The 21,762-nt window shown below is 42.9% G+C and carries 14 protein-coding genes and 2 tRNA genes; 14 read left to right on the plus strand and 2 right to left on the minus strand.

From position 1 onward, the window contains the following. Window positions 1-120: 120 nt before the first annotated feature. The 5 genes from metG (at window position 121) to ACT3S4_RS05290 (ending at window position 6,941) form a co-directional block, all read left to right on the plus strand. A complete protein-coding gene (gene metG, locus ACT3S4_RS05270; RefSeq protein WP_444760622.1) occupies window positions 121-2,232 on the plus strand; it encodes a methionine--tRNA ligase in 2,112 nt (703 codons plus the stop codon). A gap of 313 nt (window positions 2,233-2,545) precedes the next feature. After that, window positions 2,546-3,598 (plus strand): ABC transporter substrate-binding protein, encoded by a 1,053-nt coding sequence (locus ACT3S4_RS05275; RefSeq protein WP_444760623.1) that lies wholly within the window; start codon window positions 2,546-2,548, stop codon window positions 3,596-3,598. A gap of 146 nt (window positions 3,599-3,744) precedes the next feature. After that, on the plus strand, window positions 3,745-4,785 hold the full coding sequence (locus ACT3S4_RS05280; protein ID WP_045455214.1) for an ABC transporter substrate-binding protein: 1,041 nt from the start codon (window positions 3,745-3,747) through the stop codon (window positions 4,783-4,785). 430 nt (window positions 4,786-5,215) lie between these two features. Then, entirely contained in the window at window positions 5,216-6,115 is a 900-nt protein-coding gene (locus ACT3S4_RS05285; RefSeq protein ID WP_045446789.1) for an ABC transporter permease, read from the plus strand. 31 nt (window positions 6,116-6,146) lie between these two features. Then, a complete protein-coding gene (locus tag ACT3S4_RS05290; RefSeq protein WP_045446787.1) occupies window positions 6,147-6,941 on the plus strand; it encodes an ABC transporter ATP-binding protein in 795 nt (264 codons plus the stop codon). A gap of 100 nt (window positions 6,942-7,041) precedes the next feature. Here the strand turns inward: ACT3S4_RS05290 and ACT3S4_RS05295 are convergent, their stop codons facing one another. Beyond that, the gene (locus tag ACT3S4_RS05295; RefSeq protein ID WP_444760624.1) at window positions 7,042-7,719 is read right to left on the minus strand and encodes a response regulator transcription factor; all 678 of its coding nucleotides are present in this window, start codon (window positions 7,717-7,719) and stop codon (window positions 7,042-7,044) included. Window positions 7,720-7,755: 36 nt separating this feature from the next. Then, entirely contained in the window at window positions 7,756-9,861 is a 2,106-nt protein-coding gene (locus tag ACT3S4_RS05300; protein WP_444760625.1) for a PhnD/SsuA/transferrin family substrate-binding protein, read from the minus strand. A gap of 254 nt (window positions 9,862-10,115) precedes the next feature. Here ACT3S4_RS05300 and ACT3S4_RS05305 point away from each other — a divergent pair, with 254 nt between their 5' ends. The 9 genes from ACT3S4_RS05305 (at window position 10,116) to ACT3S4_RS05345 (ending at window position 21,726) form a co-directional block, all read left to right on the plus strand. Next, window positions 10,116-11,492 carry a cytochrome c gene (locus tag ACT3S4_RS05305; protein ID WP_444760626.1) on the plus strand — a complete coding sequence of 459 codons (1,377 nt, stop codon included), beginning with the start codon at window positions 10,116-10,118 and terminating at the stop codon, window positions 11,490-11,492. Further along, the gene (locus tag ACT3S4_RS05310; protein ID WP_444760627.1) at window positions 11,492-12,460 is read left to right on the plus strand and encodes a c-type cytochrome; all 969 of its coding nucleotides are present in this window, start codon (window positions 11,492-11,494) and stop codon (window positions 12,458-12,460) included. Before ACT3S4_RS05305 ends, ACT3S4_RS05310 begins: the two co-directional genes overlap by 1 nt. A 233-nt stretch (window positions 12,461-12,693) precedes the next feature. Then, entirely contained in the window at window positions 12,694-15,066 is a 2,373-nt protein-coding gene (locus ACT3S4_RS05315) for an FdhF/YdeP family oxidoreductase (RefSeq protein WP_444760628.1), read from the plus strand. 85 nt (window positions 15,067-15,151) lie between these two features. Next, window positions 15,152-16,249: a formate dehydrogenase accessory sulfurtransferase FdhD gene (locus ACT3S4_RS05320; RefSeq protein ID WP_444760629.1), complete on the plus strand. Its 1,098-nt coding sequence runs from the start codon at window positions 15,152-15,154 to the stop codon at window positions 16,247-16,249. A gap of 399 nt (window positions 16,250-16,648) precedes the next feature. After that, window positions 16,649-16,722 (plus strand) — tRNA-Cys (locus ACT3S4_RS05325). A gap of 123 nt (window positions 16,723-16,845) precedes the next feature. Next, window positions 16,846-16,932 (plus strand) — tRNA-Leu (locus tag ACT3S4_RS05330). Between the two features lie 164 nt (window positions 16,933-17,096). Then, window positions 17,097-18,449, plus strand: a complete 1,353-nt coding sequence (locus ACT3S4_RS05335; RefSeq protein WP_444760630.1) for a tyrosine-type recombinase/integrase — start codon at window positions 17,097-17,099, stop codon at window positions 18,447-18,449. A 107-nt stretch (window positions 18,450-18,556) separates the two neighbouring features. Continuing rightward, a complete protein-coding gene (locus ACT3S4_RS05340; protein ID WP_444760631.1) occupies window positions 18,557-19,810 on the plus strand; it encodes a DNA cytosine methyltransferase in 1,254 nt (417 codons plus the stop codon). A gap of 8 nt (window positions 19,811-19,818) precedes the next feature. Then, complete coding sequence (locus tag ACT3S4_RS05345) at window positions 19,819-21,726, plus strand: McrB family protein (protein ID WP_444760632.1); 1,908 nt, start codon at window positions 19,819-19,821, stop codon at window positions 21,724-21,726. Window positions 21,727-21,762: the final 36 nt, after the last annotated feature.

Genomic DNA, 21,762 nt, shown 5'->3' on the forward strand with positions numbered 1-21,762 from the left:
TATTTGCTTAATATGTTTTAGCATTGATAGTTTGATATTAATAGTATCGCGTCCAATAGCTCAAAACCGCTTAAGACGTTTGATAACCAACCCGTTTATATAAAAATATAGGTGATAAAAGTGCGTGAGATTCTAGTAACCAGTGCGCTGCCCTACGCCAATGGCTATATCCATTTGGGGCATCTTGTAGAATATATTCAGACCGACATTTGGGCGCGTGCCATGAAAGCGCAAGGCCATCAGGTCACTTATGTCTGCGCAGACGATGCACACGGTACGGCAATCATGCTCAAAGCAGAAGCCAATGGCGTCACGCCAGAGGAGCAAATTGCCTCGGTGAAAGCGTCGCATGAAGCAGATTTTGCTAAATTTTTGATTAACTTTGACAATTATCACTCCACGCACTCAGAAGAAAACAAGCATTTCTCTGAGCTGATTTATCGTCGCTTGAATGATGCTGGGCATATTAGTACAAAAGATGTCGAACAATTATTTGACCCTGAAAAACAGTTGTTTTTAGCCGATCGTTTTGTCAAGGGTACTTGCCCTGAATGCGCAGCGCCAGACCAATACGGCGATAACTGTGAAGTGTGCGGTACCACCTATGATGCAACGGATCTTAAAGACCCGCATTCAACATTATCAGATGCCACGCCTATTCTGAAAACGTCCAAGCATTACTTCTTTAATTTGCCTGAATTTGAGCAATTCTTAAAAGATTGGACGCGTAGTGACAATCGCTTGCAAACATCGGTTGCCAATAAACTACAAGAGTGGTTTGAAGCAGGTCTGGCAACGTGGGACATTTCCCGTGATGCGCCCTACTTTGGTTTTCAGATTCCAGATACCCCAAGCGATGAGCCAGACAAATATTTTTATGTATGGCTCGATGCGCCAGTCGGTTACATGGCGAGCTTCAAAAACCTATGCGATAAGCGCGCAGGTACAGATGAGGCGCTTGATTTCGACCGTTACTGGGCACAAGAAAACGAGCACAAAACCGAGGTCTATCATTTCATCGGTAAAGACATCGTTTATTTCCATGCGCTATTTTGGCCTGCTATGCTTGCTGGTAGTGAGTTCCGTACACCAACGGGTGTTTTTGCTCATGGCTTCTTGATGGTCAATGGCGAAAAAATGAGTAAGTCACGCGGTACTTTTATTAAAGCCGAAACGTATGCTGATCACTTACATCCTGAATACCTGCGTTATTATTTTGCTAGTAAACTGTCTGATAAAGTCGAGGATATCAACCTTGATTTAGAAGACTTCATGCAAAAGGTTAACTCTGATCTAGTTGGTAAAGTGGTCAATATCGCCAGTCGTAGCGCTGGATTCTTGGTCAAAAAGTACGATGGCATGCTCACAGAAGTCTGCGCTGAGCCAAGTTTATTAGAAGACATTACCAAAACGGGTGATGAGATTGCTGCCGCTTACGAGAACCGTGAGTTTTCGCGTGCCATGCGTTTGATTATGCAATGTGCTGATAAAGCCAATGAATATATCGATGAGAAAAAACCATGGGCGCTAGCGAAGGTCGAAGGCGCAGAGCAAGAAGTTCAAGATGTTTGCTCGGTCGCGATTAATATCTTCCGTCAATTAATGGTTTATCTTGCGCCAGTATTGCCTGAGCTAACCGCCAATGCCAAAGAGTTTTTAAACATTGACGACTTAAGCTTTGCCAGCCGTAATGAATGGCTATTGGGTCATAAAATCAATAAGTTCAAGCCTTTGATGCAGCGTATCGAAGAAAAAGACGTTGCCGCGATGGTTGAGGCGTCAAAAGAGTCTTTGGCTCAAGCTGCTGCTCCTGTGGCTAGCAAAGCCGTTGCTAAAAAAGATAACAAGCCCGCAAAAGAAGCTGGTACTGATATAGATGCTGAGACAAATACTGAGCAAACTGACTATATCGGTATCGAAGACTTTGCCAAAGTTGAGATGAAAGTCGCTCACGTTTTAGCCTGCAATCATGTCGAAGGCGCAGATAAGCTTTTACAATTTACCTTGGACGTTGGCGAAGACAAACCGCGCAATGTGTTTAGCGGCATCCGTAAGTTCTATGAGCCTGAGCAATTGCTAGATAAAAAAGTGATTTGCGTGACCAATCTTGCCCCGCGCAAAATGAAGTTTGGTGTCTCAGAAGGGATGGTGCTATCAACTGGCAATCCAAAAACCCAGCTGACAGTGGTTACTTTACCTGACAACTGCGTGATTGGCGATGTGCTTGCTTAATAGTTAGGCTTACTCAACAAACAAAAAAGATGTCCAACTGGGCATCTTTTTTATTGTCCCAAAACTATCGCTGGTCAATCGCCAAAATCAGTGCTTATATAGAAGATAATATCGATGAATATTAACTCAGCACGTTCTTTATAGAGACAATGACAAACGCGTTTTAATTTCTTATTGCCATAAGTTACATTACTGTCATAATATGGACGTAATGATCAATGGATTGATTACTTTGATGTTAGCCCGTTATCTCAGCATGCACATAACATTGACTCGGGTAACCTGCACTCTCTAACCTATGAGCCCCAATAAAATGACCTTTGCTACTACTTTACGCTTCAGCCTATTCGGTGCTGCTATGAGCGCCGCGCTTGGATTAATTGGCTGCTCAAACACGACCGACACTGCTGCAACGACAGATACCAGTGCCGCCGCAGATTCTGACAAGCCTGCCAAGACATTAGCCATCACTCAAATCGTCGAACATCCTTCGTTAGATGCGATGCGCCGCGGCATTATTGATGAGTTGGCAGATAATGGCTATGTTGAAGGCCAAAATCTAACCATTAATTTTCAAAGTGCTCAAGGCAATACAGCGACAGCAGGTCAGATTGCTAAGCAGTTTGCAGGAGACAATCCAGATGCCATCGTGGCAATCTCGACGCCATCAGCTCAGTCTATCGTTGCGTCAACTAAGACGGTTCCGGTTATTTATACGGCTATTTCAGACCCTGTCGCAGCAAAGCTCATTAACGAAAACAATGTGCCTATCCAATCTAATGTGACAGGACTGTCTAGTGAGCTACCTATCGAGCCGCAACTAGACAATATTCAAAAAATTGCGCCCAATGCAAAAACCATTGGCTATGTTTATAGTCCAGGTGAGGTCAATTCGGTGGTGGTACTTAATCAACTTAAAAAAGCTGCGCCTGCGCGTGGGCTTAAGATATTAGACGTCACCGCCAATCGCCCAACGGATGTGGCGATGGCGACTCGTAGCCTTGCTGGTCGTGTTGATGTGATTTATACCTCACTAGATAACAACGTTGTATCCGCCTTTGAAGCGATGGCAGGTGCTGCCAATGAGCTTGATATTCCTGTCATTGCCTCAGACGAGTTCAGTGTGCGACGTGGTGCGACTGCAGCGCTTGGTGTCAATGATTATGATTTCGGTCGTACCACAGGCAAAATGGTGTATCGTGTGTTAAATGGCGAAGCAGTTAGCAGCGTTAAGCCTGAAGTGATGAATACTTTGACCTTATATGCAAGCCCGAAACATGCTGCTGAGCAAGGCGTCAGTCTGACTGATGAGCTGCTAAAAAATGCCATTAATGTCGACAAACAAGCGCAGAGTGCGGATAAATAGTACAGATAAATAGTTTTGACAAGTAGCACTGAAAAATAACATTTAGCCTTCTATACAGATAACTGCTTTACCCTTTATCCATCTATACCTTTTATCTATAAATTAAATAATGTACGGACACATTATTATTTTCAGGAGTGAGACCCATGTTGTATCAAAATCGTTTTGGTCATTTTAACTTTAGTAAAGCACTATTATTAGGTGGTGTTTGTACGGCCATCTTAACTGGCTGTAATCAATCAGCACAAGATACCAGCACCACTGATGCAGCTGCTACTGGCGATGCAGCCACAGCGATGAAGACCGTCGCAATTACGGCTATCGTCGAACATCCAGCGCTTGATGACGTCCGTAAGGGCGTTATCGACGAGCTTAATGAAGCAGGCTTTAAGGATGGTGAAAACTTAACGGTTAATTTCCAAAGCGCACAGGGTAACACGGCCACTGCTGGACAGATTGCTAAGCAATTCGTCGCAGACAATTCAGACGTTATCGTTGCGATTGGTACCCCATCAGCGCAGTCAGTAGCTGCTGCTACTAGCAGTATCCCTTTAGTATTCTCAGCAGTTACTGACCCAGTTGCCGCCAAACTAGTGACAAAACTAGATGGCTCTGGCACCAATGTCACTGGCGGCTCTGATGCGCTTCCTTATGAGCCACAAATTGAGCTGATGCGTCAAATCATTCCTAGTCTAAAAAATGTCGGCTATGTTTATAGCCCAGGCGAAGTCAATTCAACGATTATCTTGAAAAACTTAAAAGAAAAATTGACACCACTAGGTATCAATGTACTCGAAGCCCCTGCCCAGCGTAGTACTGATATTGCGATGGCAGCACGTAGCCTCGAAGGTAAGGTCGATATGATCTATACCTCAACCGATAATAACGTCGTATCGGCTTACGAATCACTATATCAAGTCGCTAAAGAGAGCAAAATTCCACTGATTGCGTCTGACACTAGCTCAGTTGAGCGTGGTGCCGTTGCTGCATTGGGCGTGAATTACTACGAGCTTGGTCGCGAAACAGGCAAAATCGTGGTACGTATTTTAAATGGTGAAAAAGCAGGCGCTATTCCTGTCTACACCCCGCAAATGTTGGATCTATATGTTAGTCCAAAGCATGCCAAAGAAGAAGGCATTACTTTGTCACAAGCGGTTATCGATAAAGCAAAAGAAGTGGTAGAATAACGCACTTTTATAGCTAGCTCATTACAGCTATCATAAGGTAGATATCGAGTTTGATGGATTTGGTGTCAGCCGTCATCTACCGTTATGCGATGAGGCTAAATGTTTAACATCAGAAACCCAGCTATGAATCAGTAGGCTGGGCTTCTTATTTAAACCACATTGATTAAATATAAAGTATTTGCGTCATTTCTAAATTTGCCCTTTTTTTAATCAAAGCTTTGAACCTAGGTAGCTTATGATAGCTGTTGATCGTGACATGTTTTGGTTTACCCTAACCGCAGATTGTTTAATCTGTTAAATTCACCGCTTAGTCGTTTAGCTAAAATTGACGTATGGATGAGACAGCACTGATCTATATCACGCACTCATTCTATGAATCGATATTAGAACGTTAGTGGCTAAACGCTTGGTTATGACTTACTGATCTCTTATGTCTTTAATTGCTTTTTTTGGTGCACTTGAAAGCGGTCTGATTTATGGCCTAGTAGCACTTGGTGTGCTGATCTCATTTCGCACCCTCGACTTCCCCGACTTGACCGCTGACGGTAGCTTTCCACTAGGTGGCGCTGTCGCCGGTATTTCTATCATCGCTGGTGTCAACCCATGGCTTGCCTGTGCTTTTGGTATGTTGGCAGGTTCCGTCGCTGGTATTGTTACGGCATGGCTACACGTCAAACTTGGCATCCTGCAACTACTTGCCAGTATCTTGGTGATGGTCGCACTATATTCTATCAATTTACGGATTATGGGTGCGCCGAACTTGCCATTATTGGGTGAAACCACGGTCTTTAGCACCTTGGTCACTGATGGCAACGGTTATTGGATGCGCTGTCTAATTATTGGTGTCGTGGTGATAGCTGCCATGTTATTTTTAAACTGGTTCTATAGTACCGAAACGGGTCTTTCGATGCGGGCGACTGGATCCAACCTCCGCATGGCACAGGCGCAAGGCATCAATACCTCATGGATGACCATCATTGGTATGGCGATTTCTAACGGTTTGATTGCTCTAGCAGGTGCATTATTTGTGCAGACTCAAGGTGGCGCAGATATCTCGATCGGTATTGGTACCATTGTCATTGGTTTGGCAGCGGTCATCATTGGTGAAACCATCATTCCTGCCAAGCGTATTTGGCTGATTACCTTTGCCGTGGTCGTCGGTGCGGTGCTGTACAAGCTATTTATTCAGGTGGCGCTATCGAGCGATACGCTCCGTAGTATTGGTTTTGGTCCGCAAGATTTGAACTTGATTACAGCGCTACTTGTCGTATTTGCCTTGGTATTGCCAAAAGCTAAAAATAAATTTTTAAGTCGTAAAGTTCGGGCTTAATGTCAATGTGCAACCATAAGGAATAATTATTATGATGCAAGCTACAGATTTGCGGTTGACCTTTAATCCTGGAACGCCCATTGAAAACCCTGCCCTACGCGGTATCAATCTTAACATCGCTGATGGTGAATTTGTCACTGTCATCGGTACCAATGGTGCGGGTAAATCAACTTTTTTAAATGCGGTCAGTGGTACCACGCGCGTCGATAGCGGTTCAATCTTATTAAATGGCATCGATGTCACCAAAAAAACCGCGCACCAACGCGCCCATTGGGTGGCTCGTGTCTTCCAAGATCCGATGGCGGGGACTTGTGAAGCATTGACCATTGAAGAAAACATGGCGCTGGCTTATAAGCGCGGCGGCAAACGTGGTTTAAGCTTTGCACTCAACCAAAATAACCGTGATTTATTTCGCGAAAAATTATCAGTATTAAAATTGGGGCTAGAAAATCGTTTGACCGACCGTATGGGTCTGTTATCCGGTGGTCAACGTCAAGCTGTTAGCCTATTGATGGCTTCACTGCAACCTTCCAAAATTTTATTGCTTGATGAGCATACTGCTGCTCTCGACCCTAAGACTGCTGCTTTCGTTTTAGAATTGACCGATAAGATTGTGACGGACAATCAGCTCACGACCATGATGGTCACGCACTCAATGCAGCAGGCATTGGCGCATGGCACCAGAACAGTGATGTTACATCAAGGACAAGTGGTATTAGATGTGGCTGGCGATAAACGTCAAGGCATGACTGTACATGACTTACTTGATATGTTTGAACAAACTCGCGGCGAAAAAGTCGAAGATGATAGCTTGATATTGAGTTAAATAACTTAGCAAAATTCTTCAAATCTTGAAAAAATAGAACGTCTGTTTAATATCAGGCGTTTTTTTATGACTGCTTTAATTGATACGACTGTCTTAATTTTTAAGCATCAAGCAATACTAACTTTTGAATCAACTCACTGACATGTTGTGACTGCATTTTTTTCATCACTTGTGAACGATGCACCTCTACCGTACGGACGGAAACGTCTAGATGTTCAGCGATATTTTTATTCAGATTACCTTCTAACAATTCATTGGCAACCTGCTTTTCTTTATCGGTCAGCTGCGCATAGAGCTTTTTAATATCATAAAGCGTAGCGCGTTTTAGAGTGAGGTCTTGCGCACATGCAAGCGCTTCTTGTAGCCGGCGGCTATTAATCGGTTTTTCTAGATAATCAGCCGCACCTTGCTTCAGCATATTGACAGCATCAGCAATCTCGCCATTTCCAGTTAGCGCTATCAATGCCATAGGGCTATCCTGTTGACTAAGGTGCACTTGTAGCGCTTGACCACTCATCTCTGGCATCATCAAATCACTCACAATCACTGCTGGACGATAGATATTGACTTGTTGCAAAAAAGTCAGTGCACTTGCCCACACTTGGGTCGGTAGCCCTAAGCTACTAATCAAAAAATCACAGGACATGCGCACACTTTCTTCATCATCAATGATATGAATGATAAGCGATACTGGCGTAATGCCCGATGAATCATCAGACAGATGACTGCTTTTATCTTGCCAGCACGTAGGCTCATTTGAGAGTTGATTAGACGTCATATGTGACCTTATGGCTAAATACATTATTGATATTCATTAGAGTTTTTCATCATTATTCGCTAAATATAATGGCAGATAAAAAGATATTTGTGCGCCCACCGTGTTTGACAGCTGATAGTTAGCATTGGTTTGTAGCAGTTGGATTTTACCGTTTAAGCTACGTTTAAAGCGGTGCTGCTCGCTGCTCATTACTTGGTAAAATTTCTCAATTTCACGTTCGGCATCAATATTATTTAGCTGCATCATACCGCCCAGCGACTTGCACAAACGCTGACATATCATCAGTCCTAATCCTAGACCGTCTGCTTTCGTTGATTGAGTAGCATACTGACTGGGTAGATTCTCTGGTAGGTACTGCCCCTGCAACTGGGCTTGGTCAAAGCCGCGAGCATCATCGCTTAGATGCAATACCAGCCATTGCTTGCCATCATGTTCCTCTGCCTGACAGCGTAGCATGATATTGGTCGCCCCTTGCTGCGCAGCATTGGTCATGCTATTTATCAGTAACTGATCTAATAGTAAATTTGGCAAGGTTAAATGCTGATAATTACTTGCCAGCCAAAAATTGACACCTACTGCTTGCTCACCCAATAATAAGATGCACTGTTGATAGATAGCTGCGATATCGACACGAGTTTCATTCGCTTGCGACCGTCCAGCCCAGCGGCGAATATTAGTCACTACAGCAGCGACGCGTTCTGTTTCATTGACAATCTGCTGTAGAGCATTCTCTGTTGCCGCATTATCAAGTGGCGTTATGTCGATAGCATTTTTAGACAAACTTGCGTGTTGACTGCGTATCAATAACCCTTGCGCATAATTTTGAATGGTTGCCAGCGGCTGATTGATTTCATGAGCGATAGCACCGCTCATCTCACCGATGACCGCAAAGCGCTCTGATTGGTGTAACTGCTGATCATAATCACGGATTAGTCTATTTTGCCGCACTATCTTTTTTTGCCGCCGCCATGCCAGCCAGCTCATCCAAGCATAATTTACTGTCGATATCAGGATAACCAAAATAATCACAGCCATCCACAATCGATGCGCCTTTATCCAGTCGATCATATGCGCGCTCAGCTGCTTTTGGGCGGGATGGCGATTCATCTCATAAAGGATGCGCTCAGCATCGCTACTCGATTCTGCTGGCAACCAGCGCTGCTCTAATTGACGCTTGCCAAATAAATGTTGATTGATCTGGCGCACCAAAGCATCTGGCGCTTGCTCGGTCGCTGCCAGTGTCCAATTTGGATATATTTTCGTTGAAGAGTGGCAGCTGGATACAGTGGCGACTGGATGAATGAGACGGTATTGCTTGTCATTGATTTGACCGCGCCTTGCCATCTCCTCCATCAAACAAAGCGGCGTAATGGCAGCGTCTACCTTGCCGCTAGCCAAGGCATGCAAAGTGCGCTCTATCGGATAACCGACAAACTGTGTTTGGTAATGACTTGGCGTGATGCCATTTTGCTGTAATAAATGTGCGCCCAATAAATAACCGCCAAATGCGTCATTGTCGACGGCAGCAATATGCCGTTGCTCCAAATCCTGCAAACGATAAATATCACTGTCGGCAGCGACCCATAAAGCACTGGCGACCTCTTCCATCGCACTCGGCTGTTTTAATGGCGCATATTCATTTAGCTTATTAAATTCATTGGCGAGGGTGACTGTCGTCGATAGCTGATTTTGCGATTGTTGCCCATTAACACCCTCAGCATCAAATCCTTGATTACTAAAAATTTTATCACGAGAACTTTTATCAGGAGGACTTTGCGCATTGCTATTTAATTGAGCCGTCTCTGTTTGTAAGGTAGCCAGCCAGCGCCACCTGATGGTATTCATTTTTATAAACTGTACTTGCGGGCCAAGCACTAGCGCAAACTGCTGTGCTTCTATTTGCTGTTGCCAATTCTCCAGCGCCAAAGGTACCAATATCACGGTGTCATCTGATAACTGATCATTAAGCTCGTCAAGCCAGGGCTGCCAGCGATTTTGTGCGGCTGTCTCGCCCTGCGGTGCCAACACACCTAAATAGTAAGTCTGGGCGGTTGCCTTAGATAGCGGCAACCAAGCAGCCGATGCCACAACGGTAATAAAACAAGCCTTTAAGATAGTCCAAATTTTAGACTTTTCATGCATACATCTAGCCTTATATTTGACCTAGCAAACGCACATTATAAGTAAAAACCTTAATTATAATGTGGTTTTCCACAATATCACAATATTACCCGCTACCCTATACTATATGACAGTCGTGTAACTTTTAATTCGCTGAGCTTAAATCACAAATATTCGATTTCAATTTTGATTTCAATAAGAATGATTAATACACCTCATGAAATATGGGTGATGAATTATAAGCTTGGTAAAAATATCTTATGGAGGGCGGGCTTATGAAAAAATGGCCACTGATTATAATAATAGCAGCCATCATCGGGCTGGTGGTTGCCTTTATTATTGGGCAATTACTGCCAAATATGCGTACCAACAGTAGCGATATCGAGGTCAATATCACTGATCCTGCTCTCATCAAGCAGGGCGAATATATCGCGCGCACTGCTGACTGTGTCGCGTGTCATACCACGCTCGATGGCGAGACTTATGCAGGCGGTTTGCCTATGCTAACGCCACTTGGGGCAATTTATTCGACCAATATCACACCCGATCAAGAAACTGGCATCGGCAACTATAGTTTCGACGACTTTAAAAACGCCGTTAAGCATGGGGTACGCAGTGATAATAAAGCCTTGTACCCTGCTATGCCGTACCCCTCTTACCAGCTCATGCCAGACGAAGACTTAGCCGCGATGTACGCTTTTTTTATGTCCGATGTCAAAGCCGTCAAACAAGCCAATCTAAAAAGCGAGCTACCTCCGATAGCAAACTGGCGCTGGCCCTTGGCATACTGGCAGGTCTTATTTGATCGCAAGCGTGACTTTGTCCCTGAGACAGACGACGCCCTATTGACTCGTGGTCAATACTTAGTCGAAGGTCCTGGGCACTGTGGCTCTTGTCATACTGGGCGCGGTATTGGATTTCAAGAAATCGCTCTAAGTAATGCAGATTCTAACAAGTATTTGAGCGGTGCCATCATCGATGGTTGGCGCGCCAAAAGTATCCGCGGTGAGCATCGCGGACTTGGCACTTGGACGGTTGCAGAATTAAATGACTTCTTTAAAACTGGTCGTACTGATACCACTGCTGCCTTTGGTGCCATGGCCGAAGTGGTTGAGCATAGCACCCAGTATATGACCGACTACGACATCAACGCCATGTCATCCTATCTAAAAACATTAACGCCCGCACCAAACAAAGAAGCCACACTACCTGAGAAAAAAGACATCACTACGCAAAAACTGCTAGATGGCGACTATGATTCGCGCGGTTCGATTTTGTACGCCGAATATTGCCAAATTTGTCACCGTGTCGATGGTAAAGGAGTCGCGCGTATTTTCCCAGCGCTTGATGGCAATAGTGCGGTTTATTCTAACAATGCCGATTCGGTACTACAGATTACCTTAAGCGGTGGTCGTATGCCTGAAACCCCACATGACCGTATGGCGTTTACTATGCCTGAATTCAGCAATCTTAGCGATGCAGATGTGGCAGAGGTGGTCAATTATGTCCGCAATAGCTGGACCAACCAAGCGCCTGAAATCGATGTCGATGATGTGGTAAAAATGCGGGCTTTCCTCGCCAAAAAACCAAAAACCAGTACGGATATTGCCCCAGACTTAAGTATTGATGCGCAAACAAAAGGAGCAGAATAATGAAAAAATCTCCACTCAACTTGCCTACTATTGCTCGCGTTATCTCTCAAAAAATCAATATGGGCAACTTAACCACCGCTATCCTTACTGCTTCAGCGCTTAGTATCGCCGCTATCAGTAGTGGTTGCTCGCAGCCCGAGCCTATCGAGCAGAATGCGCCTGAGTACGGCTTAGTCACCGCTGATGATGCCAACGAAGATATCGGCACTTATGTGCTGCCGCAAGATACGGCTATCTTGGATGAGCCAAATGCTGATGAGATATTTTATGGTAAACGCTTATTAAACGAAACCAAGCGCTTACTCCCAGAGCACGTTGGCGCGCAAATGAATTGTAACAGTTGCCACATTTCACAAGGTAAAATTCCACTTGGCGACCCGTACATCAATAGTTATAATTTCTATCCGCGCGTGATGCCACGATCTGGCAAGGAGGTCGATTTAACCAAACGTATTAATGGCTGCTTCCAGCGCTCAATGAATGGCAAACCGTTGAAACCTGAATCCCCTGAAATGCTGGCAATGTTGGCTTATATGAAGTGGCTGTCGCAAAACACCCCAAAAGAGCAAAAAGTCGATATTCAAAATGCGGGTAAAGTGGATGAATCATTAACCCCAGACCCTGTCCGCGGCGAACAAATTTATAAAGCTCAATGTGCAACTTGTCATGGTGATAATGGCGAAGGCATTAAAGACAGTCGCGGCGATATCGTGTTCCCGCCACTATGGGGCGATGAATCCTTTAACATCGGTGCTGGTATGGCACGTACTTACAAGGCGGCAGCCTTTGTAAAATACAACATGCCGATGGGTATTCAGACCAAAGGCTTATGGGGTCACGGAAATGTGCTGAGCGATCAAGATGCCGTTGATGTGGCGCACTTCTTTACTCATCAGCCGCGCCCTGACTTTGCTGGCAAGGTCAATGATTGGCCAAATGGTAAAAAACCTAAAGACGCGCGTTACTGATATCTTAAGAAGATGGTATTTATGAAGACTTCACTTAAGAGGACTTTACTTAAGCAAACATCATTCTATGCTCGCTTGTGAGTGAGCATTGACACGATAAACCTTTAAGAAAATACATTTTTCTTAAAGGTTTTTTTGTTATCTATAGTTAATGCTTCTACAAAATTCTCGCTCGTCACTATATAGTTGCTGTATATCAAAGTCCGCTACCGCCATTTACTATGAGGTCTGTCATGCGCAAAATCCCTGTCTACTCCCACCCTGCTGCCGGTTGGCCTGCGCTGATTTCTTCTACTCGTAAGCTGATGGATTATCAGACTTTTTTACGGGGTAGCATAAGTGTGCTAAAAAGCAACCAACCTAAAGGCGGATTCGACTGTCCGGGCTGCGCTTGGCCAGATCATAAGTCACATAAAGCTATTGATGTCTGTGAAAACGGCATCAAAGTCATCGCCAGTGAGACCATGACAGAAAAAGCCGATGCGCAGTTTTTTGCGCGACATAGCGTCACCGAGTTACAAGGCTGGTCGGGCTATGAGCTTGAGCATAGTGGTCGTTTATCAGAGCCTGTATATTATGATGCAACGCAAGACCGTTATATAGCGATTTCATGGGAAGCGGCTTATCAGTGTATCGCTGAACAGTTAGGACAGCTTGACTCACCAGATGAGGCGCTATTTTATACCTCAGGGCGTGTGACCAACGAGCCCGCCTTTATGTATCAGCTGTTTGTGCGCTGTTTTGGCACCAATAATTTACCCGATTGCTCCAATATGTGTCACGAACCAACGTCGGTAATGCTCGGTAGACAGTTGGGTATTGGCAAAGCGACCGTGAAATTGGAAGACTTTGAGCAAGCCAAACTGATATTGATGTTTGGACAAAATCCTGCGACCAATCATCCACGCATGCTTGAAATGCTTGCTCATGCTCACGAGCAAGGCTGTCGGATCCTCTCAATCAACCCTATGCGCGAACAAGGCTTACGTAAATTTAGAAATCCGCAAAAGCCCACGCATATGGCGGCAGGTCAAAGTGATGCGATGGTCGATGAGGTCATTCAAATTCAGATCGGCGGCGATGCAGCGCTCTTAACCGGTATCGCTAAGTGGCTGACTAAAAACAATAAAATCAATCAAAGCTTTATCGATGAGCATACGTCAGGATATGAGGCACTCGACGCGTGGCTTCGCCAACAATCATGGCCAGATGTGGAACGTGGGTCTGGTATCAGTAAAGAGGAAATCATTAATATAGCAAAACTGGTAGCGGCGAGTCCTGCGACCATTTGCACGTGGGGCATGGGCATCACTCAGCACGTCCAAGGCGATGACAATGTAGCGATGATTACCAACCTATTATTATTAATGGGGATGATTGGTATTGATGGCGCAGGCGCGTCTCCCGTTCGTGGTCACTCTAACGTACAGGGCGACCGTACCATGGGCATCCATGAGCGTCCTGCACAAAAGCTACTAGACAGCCTTGAGCGTGTGTTTGAACGTCCGATGCCGCAAGAAAATGGCTTTGATGTGGTCTCTGGTGCGAAAGCATTGATTACCGGTAAGCTAAAAGTATTTATGAGTATGGGCGGTAATTATGCCGTGGCAGCACCTGATACCAGTGCAATTCAGCACGCTTTAACCACCACTCAGCTCAATATTTTTGTCGGTACTAAACTTAATGAAACTATGCTGTATCCGGGCGCGAACAATCTTATTCTGCCTTGCTTAGGTCGTACCGAACGTATTATTACTGCCAAAGGTGAGCAATTTGCCACTATCGAAGATTCCATGTGTCAGATTGTACCCACTCGAGGCAACCTGAAACCTGTCAGCGGTACGTTGAAGTCTGAAGCACAAATTGTAGCAGATATCGCCACTCATGTGCTTGGTACTGACTCGTCCATTCCTTGGCAAGCAATGAGTGAAGACTTTGACATCGTTCGTGATTATATCGCCCAAGCGATTGACGGTTTTGAAGACTTTAATCAGCGTATTCGCGAAACCGAGCGTGGCTTTCATTTGTACCATTCTGCGCGTCATCGTGTATGGAATACTGATAGTGGCAAAGCGCAATTTGAAGTACCACAATACCCTATCACCTACGTCGCAGCACAAATGACAGAGACCACCTTAGCCTTTCACCATGACAAAAAACCCAATGATAAGACTATTAGTGCGCTAAACAATGAACAAAAAATTTGGCAATTGACCAGTGTCCGTAGCCATGACCAATTTAATACCATGATTTTCGGATTTGAAGATCGCTATCGCCAAACCAATCGCCGTGATGTGTTGTTTATGCACCCAGATGAAATGACTCGTTTGGGTTGGCAAGCAGGTGACCGAGTAATGGTATCTCGCCATGCCAGCTCAAATGATTCAAATAATACAGACGGTACCGCTCAGCCACGCGCGCTAGGGCCGTTAGTATTGACTGAGATGGATATTGCCGCTAACGCTGTCGCAACTTATTATCCTGAATGTAATGATTTATTTGATTTAGACACGCATGCACCAGACTCTCACATACCAGCGTATAAATCGACGACCGTTGTTTTGCAACGCGTTGAGGCAAATGCTGTTACGACCGATCATGCATAGTCAGCAACGGGCGAATCACTGAATGATGCATATATTTAAAAGAGATGATAACTTTGGCAATGACCATACGATATAACGAGGTATTATGATTGCCCAAAGTGATACTGAAACTGACGCAAAATATAGCGATAGTTTTTTGGTAAATACCCTAACAAATAAGACATCAGAAACTATAAAGTCATCTGCAACGCCGCTTGCACGTAATCATTGGGCGCAAAAGCATCATTATCCGACAGATAAATATAATCATAACAACATTATTGAGATCCGTGTTGCTAAGACTAATATTGCACAGACCAATATGCAGAAAATCAGTATCGACTGCCAATCAGCGAGCTTAGCAGTGGAAGCTGCGGTTGCTATCGTTATCAACGGTATTCACTATGCGGTATTGATGGCAAGCCCTCATCAGCTAGAGTATTTAGCCGTCGGATTTTTGTTTAGCGAAGGCTTAATTCAACATAGCCATGAGCTGCTTGATTGGGAAGTTACCCAACTGAATAATATTGCAGATTATCAACAATTCACGCAAGATTCATTTATAAAGGAACAATTTATAAGAGATTCTACGGATGAAAGTTTTGAATCTGCAGCATTTGAACAAAGCTTATCGTCACTGCAAGATTATGACATTTATGTGGTGGAGCTAGTACTAAACCAGCGTTGCCATCAGCGTATCCAAGCGCAAAAACGTCAGCTAGCAGGGCGTACAGGTTGTGGTATGTGCGGCATCACAGGGCTAACACAAGCACTGCCTGACTTGAGTATCTATCGTCAAAGCAGACAAAAGGCAGATACACCAAGTCTTGACTGTCTATTAGCAATACGCCAGCAAGTCGATGCAATGCAGCATACGCACCAATTGACCGGTGCCGTACACGCCGCTGCGACGATGTATAATCAGCAGCTATACCTATTCGAAGATGTAGGGCGACATAATGCGCTTGATAAGCTAATCGGTTGGCAACTGCGCAATAAAGTAGAGATTAGCTGCGTACTTATGACCTCACGCCTATCGATTGAGCTGGTACAAAAATCCATTCGTGGACGCATCCCTTGGCTAGTCGGTATGTCTGCACCTACCAGTACCGCAGTGCGTGTCGCTGAGCGTTATGGCTTAGGATTAGCAGGCTTTTTGCGTGATAACAGAGTCACTTACTATTCGAATTATTCAAACCTATAAAGTTTTATGCTCGACTCTCTCATGAAGCACACTCATTCATAAACTCTCATTTGCAGCGCTTTAATGACAGACATATAACCCTGATTTTTCGATCATAAACGGTCTCCTTTTTATCTCAATCGAAGCTTTTCTAAAACACTATCTATTCCCTATCTCGTTTTATCCAACACACAACGAAATAATCAAGATATTATTTCGTACATTATATTCGATGGTTATGATGTTTTTTGACGAACCATCTCTGACTTTTAAGCTTGATAATGGCTTAATTTGACCTCTTCATACTTTAAATAGCCATTAATTTATGGTCAAATAAGAAGAATTGAGTAGATAATTCGCATTTAGCTAAAAAATAACTTGTAATTTAAATTATATTTGCTAATATAGGCGTCCTTGATTGGCTGGGTGGCAGAGTGGTCATGCAGCGGACTGCAACTCCGTTAACGCCGGTTCGATTCCGACCTCAGCCTCCAATTATTTAGGTTAAAATTTTATTCATATTATATTAATTTTAGCTTGCTTTATTAATATAAATGCTTATAATAGCGACCACTATCTAATAAGTAGAAAGCTTACTTTTAGATAATACAAGTTTTGCCCGGGTGGTGAAATTGGTAGACACAAGGGATTTAAAATCCCTCGCTAGTAATAGCGTGCCGGTTCAAGTCCGGCTCCGGGTACCATTACATAGTCCTATACTATCTTATAGAACAGCTAAAGCCCCTGATATCAGGGGCTTTGTTGTATCTGACGTTCTATACTGTCCTATGAATCTATCCTAATCCATGCACTTTGAGTATACTGTCAAGTATACCGAGTTTTGAGTCTACTCATGGAGATCTAGGATATGGAAAGAAAAGCGATCAGTTCAGACCGAAGTATCAGCAGCCATAAGCCTGAAGATAAGAAGTACTTCGTTGCTGTCAAAAATCATCCTAAACTATTCTTAATGGTACGTCCTACTGAGACTAAGTCATGGATGTATCGATACTACCCGCCTTCAAATCCTAAACAGAGTATTATCTCCATCGGTATATATCCAAATATCTCGTATGCTCGTGCCTGTGAAGTTTGGCGTGAGTATGAAGATCTGTTAAGCAAAGGTATTGACCCAAAACTCCATCGTGAAGAAATAAAGAAAAGTATTATTAGTAAAACTAAAAAATCTTTTAATCATTTTGCTTGGGAGTACTTTGACAGTCTAGATCAGACTCAGAAGAGTAATACCCTCATTCGTAAGAAAGGTCGTCTTGATCTTATATGCAAATATATTGGTGACGAGCCAATCAGCGATATTACATCTCCTAAAATGCTTGAAGTGCTATTAAACATTCAAGCAAACTCATTAAACAAGGATGGTAAGCCCACAGACAAGGCTGAACGCTGTGCTGGCATTGCCAGTGATGTGTTTGTCTATGCTGGGGCACGAGGTTTCTGTACGAGTGATCCTGCGGCGCTCATTAAGAGCCAATTAGCTAAGTCAAGTTACGGTCATCGTCCTGCGGTTACTAAACCGAAGGACTTGGCTAAATTACTTAAAGCTATCGAAACAATAGAAGGTGACCCAAACACCATAAATTCCCTTAGGCTATTAGCGCTTCTGTTTGTTCGCAATGGTGATTTAAGACGTATGAGCTGGGCTGATCTAGACCTAGAAACTGGCAGATGGCGATTAAAGCCATTGAAGGGGCAAGGCAAGGTAAACATGGTCAAAGACATGGTCGTTCCCCTACCTCGTCAAGCCGTAGCTATATTGAGTGAACAACAAAAAATTAATGGTCATACTGAATACGTATTTTTTAGCCAGACGGCAAAAAAGCATCAGATCATCTCTGATGCGACAGCGAATAAGCGGTTAAAGGATTTAGGCTATAAAGATATACATTGTGCTCATGGCTTTAGAGCGACAGCGAAGACCATACTGCAAGAGCAGTTAAAGTATCCACTTGTGCTTGTAGAGATGGCATTGGGTCATACGACGAAAGATCCTAATGGAACCGCCTATGGTCGATTTGAATACATTGATGATCGTAGTAATATGATGCAGAAGTGGGCGGACTATTTAGATGCTTTGCGTGAAGGTAGAGATACGGCAGAGTTTAGGTCTGATGCAGAAACAAAAACTGATCCTACGGTTCAGCTTCAGACGCTAATTGATCAGTTAGGAGAGGATAAAGTACGTGAGCTATTAAACCAATAATTTTGAAACAGATAGAGTAAAGTTAAATACAGTGATGCTATATAATATCAATTAGAACTGAAGCCTCAGTATTAACATGTCATTGAAAATAATAGTTGTGAATAACCATGAAAGATAAATCTGAACTTCTTTGTAAAGCAGAGGAACTAGTTCGACCATTAGCAGAGCCTCATATACCTGATGGAACAGAAATACAAGCAGTGATTGACCAGTGGTTACATGCAGTAGCTACAAACAGTCATCTTTTTTGTAATTCAAGCCTTGCTCAGCCAGAGACTCTTAAAAATGATGTAATCTCTATACTTAAAGACGGCAAGGTCTATAAAAGTAGAGCTGATTTTTTTAAAATAGTTTTTGGTGGTTTGCAATTAAAACCAAACGAAGAAGCAAAGTTCACATTTATTGATTTGTTTGCTGGTATTGGTGGTATGAGACTCGGATTTCAAAATACTGGTGGAGTCTGTGTTTTCTCTTCTGAATTTGACAAACACGCTCAACAAACCTACCAAAGAAACCATGGAGAATATCCATTTGGTGATATTACTTTAATTGACCCAAACAACATACCTAAGCATGATGTTTTGCTTGCAGGATTTCCTTGTCAGCCCTTTTCTCATGCAGGTCTGAAACTAGGAATAGAAGATACTAGGGGTACGTTATTCCATGACATTGCAAATATTATTGATCAAAAAAGACCTAGATTTGCTGTATTGGAAAATGTTAAAGGTTTGATTAGTCATGATAAAGGCCACACTCTCAAAGTTATTTTAAATACACTGACACAAATCGGTTATAGCTGTAATATTCCAAAAGAAGTTATCGAGGAAGGGACTACTAAAGAGATTCAAACATTAGCCAAGAAAATGGTATTAAAATCTGTTGATTTTGGCATACCTCAGAATAGACAAAGAATTTATATTGTGCTTTGGAAAGACGGCGAAATTGATGAGTTTTTATATCCAGAGAGCCTTGGATTAGATACTCGTTTAGGTGATATATTGGAAGAAACTCCAGACCCTAAGCTAACTATCTCTGATCGTTTATGGGCTGGTCATCAGCGCCGAAAAATACAAAACAAGAAAAACGGTAAAGGTTTTGGTTATGGTTTAGTAACTCCGGAATCACCTTATACTAATACAATCTCGGCTAGATACTACAAGGATGGTAGTGAGATTCTTATTGAACAACCTAGTCAAAACCCAAGGAAAGTAAGTCCAAGGGAAGCTGCTCGGTTACAGGGATTTCCTGATGAATTTCAGGTCAGTGACTCTAATACACAAGCCTACAAGCAATTTGGTAATAGTGTAACTGTCAGCGTTATTAATGCTTTAGCTAAAGAAATTGAAAGTTATTTAAACTGAGAGGTCATATGTTGCAACTGTTAGATCAAGTCACTATTATTGAGCCGTTGGTTGACGACAGTACTTTGTCTGATTATAGAATTTCAAACGCTGTAAAAAAACAACTTACAAGTTTACTTGGTGACTCTGGATATAGGTTTAATAACTATACTTCATCTGCAATTACAGTTGCTGCCCGAAATAATAACCCTGCAAACTACGCAGTTGTTCCCAATCAATACTTTCTTTTTGCATGCAAAATGCATGATTTTGCAACGCAACTATATAAATATTTCCAACTGTTTGATGATATAAGACCATACTCAAAGCAGTTAGTTGGAAATCATCTCAAGATTGAAAATGAAATTAATAAGGACCCAACTTTAAGCTCTTTATTCAATTCTAAAAGTGATGTTACGCTTTTTGCTAAATTTCTTGATAAAGATGATTCATCTTTTAGATTAGGGTCAAAACGCCTTATAAATGATGAGGGTACTCCTAGAGGTGCGAGAGACTGTTTTGGGTCAGTAATACTTAAAAAAATTAACTTACCAGATGCTTCATCAAATATATTTGGATCTTTAGTATATGATTTATGTGGTAATCAGACGGTTTATAAGAGCCTTATTAATGATTACAATAAGCTTATCTCTACAAACGTTACTGCATTATCACTTCCTAGTGATATAACCAATCTCTCTAAACCCTTCCTACTATTAGCTGGTATCTCTGGTACTGGTAAAACTCGCTTTGTACGAAAGCAAGTAGAGGACAATAAAGATAGTTGTCTTGGCGAAAACTATTGTCTGACCTCCGTACGTCCTGATTGGCATGAACCCAGCGACATACTTGGTTACACATCACGCTTGGGCGGTGATGGTAACGCTAAATATATTACCACTGACGTACTAGAATTCATTGCCAAAGCATGGCGTGCCATTATTGATGCAGGTCTTGAGCTAGAGCCTAAGGGTAATGGTCTCGCTGTCACAGGTGACAAAAGCGAGCTTAACCAAGTACTGCCTTACTGGCTATGCTTGGATGAAATGAATTTAGCCCCTGTCGAGCAATACTTTGCCGATTATCTATCGATTCTAGAGACTCGCGAATGGCAGTGGGAGGATGAACAATTCACTTATTGCTGCGATTCTCTTTTAAAGTCAGAGACCATCAAACAATTAGATGATAAAAGCAAATTACGTGATGCATTAGGATTTGCAGATGAGCAGTACGATGATGCTTGGGACTTGTTCTGCGAGCATGGGTTAGGTCTGCCCTTTAATTTAATCGTAGCTGGTACGGTCAATATGGATGAAACTACACATGGTTTTTCGCGTAAGGTTATCGATCGTGCTTTGAGTTTTGATTTTGGTGATTTTTTTCCTAATGAATTTGATCACTTCTTTGAACCGACAGTCACTCATAACGCCTTGAGCTACCCTATTGACTCTCAAGCCTCTATCGATAAGTTACCGCCCATAGATAGTGATGGTAATAAGAGCATTAATTTTCTAAAATCAATCAATAAAGTATTGAATGATACGCCTTTTCAACTGGCTTTTAGAGCATTGAATGAGCTACTGCTTGCTGTGATTAGTACCTATCCTGAAGATGAGAAACAACTGCAAGCTGTATGGGATGACTTTTTGATGTGCAAAGTGTTGCCGCGCATCGAAGGAGATCACGACAAATTAGCGATTATAGATGACTCTGTAAACAGCCATGAGGAATCTTTACTCACAGAATTAACAGCTATTTTGAAACAGGAACTTGTTGATATTTGGTCTATGGAAGACGATCAAGAAAAACTACGTCCTGATTTATATCGTAAAAATATAGATAGTAGCGTCTTATATATCGCTTGTCGTAGCAAGGCTAAACTGACTTGGATGCAACAGCGCTTAGAGCGTTCTGGCTTTACTAGCTTTTGGCCATAAAACTTGCAATTATAGAATAGATATAGCAAAACCAAT

The sequence above is a fragment of the Psychrobacter sp. AOP30-A2-5 genome (assembly GCF_052378115.1).
Lineage (GTDB): Bacteria > Pseudomonadota > Gammaproteobacteria > Pseudomonadales > Moraxellaceae > Psychrobacter.

Coding starts and splice junctions, on each gene's coding strand:
- ACT3S4_RS05320 (WP_444760629.1), top strand. CDS start 15,152: ATGATTGCCCAAAGTGATACTGAAACTGACGCAAAATATAGCGATAGT.
- ACT3S4_RS05275 (WP_444760623.1), top strand. CDS start 2,546: ATGACCTTTGCTACTACTTTACGCTTCAGCCTATTCGGTGCTGCTATG.
- ACT3S4_RS05290 (WP_045446787.1), top strand. CDS start 6,147: ATGATGCAAGCTACAGATTTGCGGTTGACCTTTAATCCTGGAACGCCC.
- ACT3S4_RS05315 (WP_444760628.1), top strand. CDS start 12,694: ATGCGCAAAATCCCTGTCTACTCCCACCCTGCTGCCGGTTGGCCTGCG.
- ACT3S4_RS05305 (WP_444760626.1), top strand. CDS start 10,116: ATGAAAAAATGGCCACTGATTATAATAATAGCAGCCATCATCGGGCTG.
- ACT3S4_RS05335 (WP_444760630.1), top strand. CDS start 17,097: ATGGAAAGAAAAGCGATCAGTTCAGACCGAAGTATCAGCAGCCATAAG.
- ACT3S4_RS05285 (WP_045446789.1), top strand. CDS start 5,216: ATGTCTTTAATTGCTTTTTTTGGTGCACTTGAAAGCGGTCTGATTTAT.
- ACT3S4_RS05300 (WP_444760625.1), bottom strand. CDS start 9,861: ATGCATGAAAAGTCTAAAATTTGGACTATCTTAAAGGCTTGTTTTATT.
- ACT3S4_RS05310 (WP_444760627.1), top strand. CDS start 11,492: ATGAAAAAATCTCCACTCAACTTGCCTACTATTGCTCGCGTTATCTCT.
- ACT3S4_RS05295 (WP_444760624.1), bottom strand. CDS start 7,719: ATGACGTCTAATCAACTCTCAAATGAGCCTACGTGCTGGCAAGATAAA.
- ACT3S4_RS05280 (WP_045455214.1), top strand. CDS start 3,745: ATGTTGTATCAAAATCGTTTTGGTCATTTTAACTTTAGTAAAGCACTA.
- ACT3S4_RS05340 (WP_444760631.1), top strand. CDS start 18,557: ATGAAAGATAAATCTGAACTTCTTTGTAAAGCAGAGGAACTAGTTCGA.
- ACT3S4_RS05345 (WP_444760632.1), top strand. CDS start 19,819: ATGTTGCAACTGTTAGATCAAGTCACTATTATTGAGCCGTTGGTTGAC.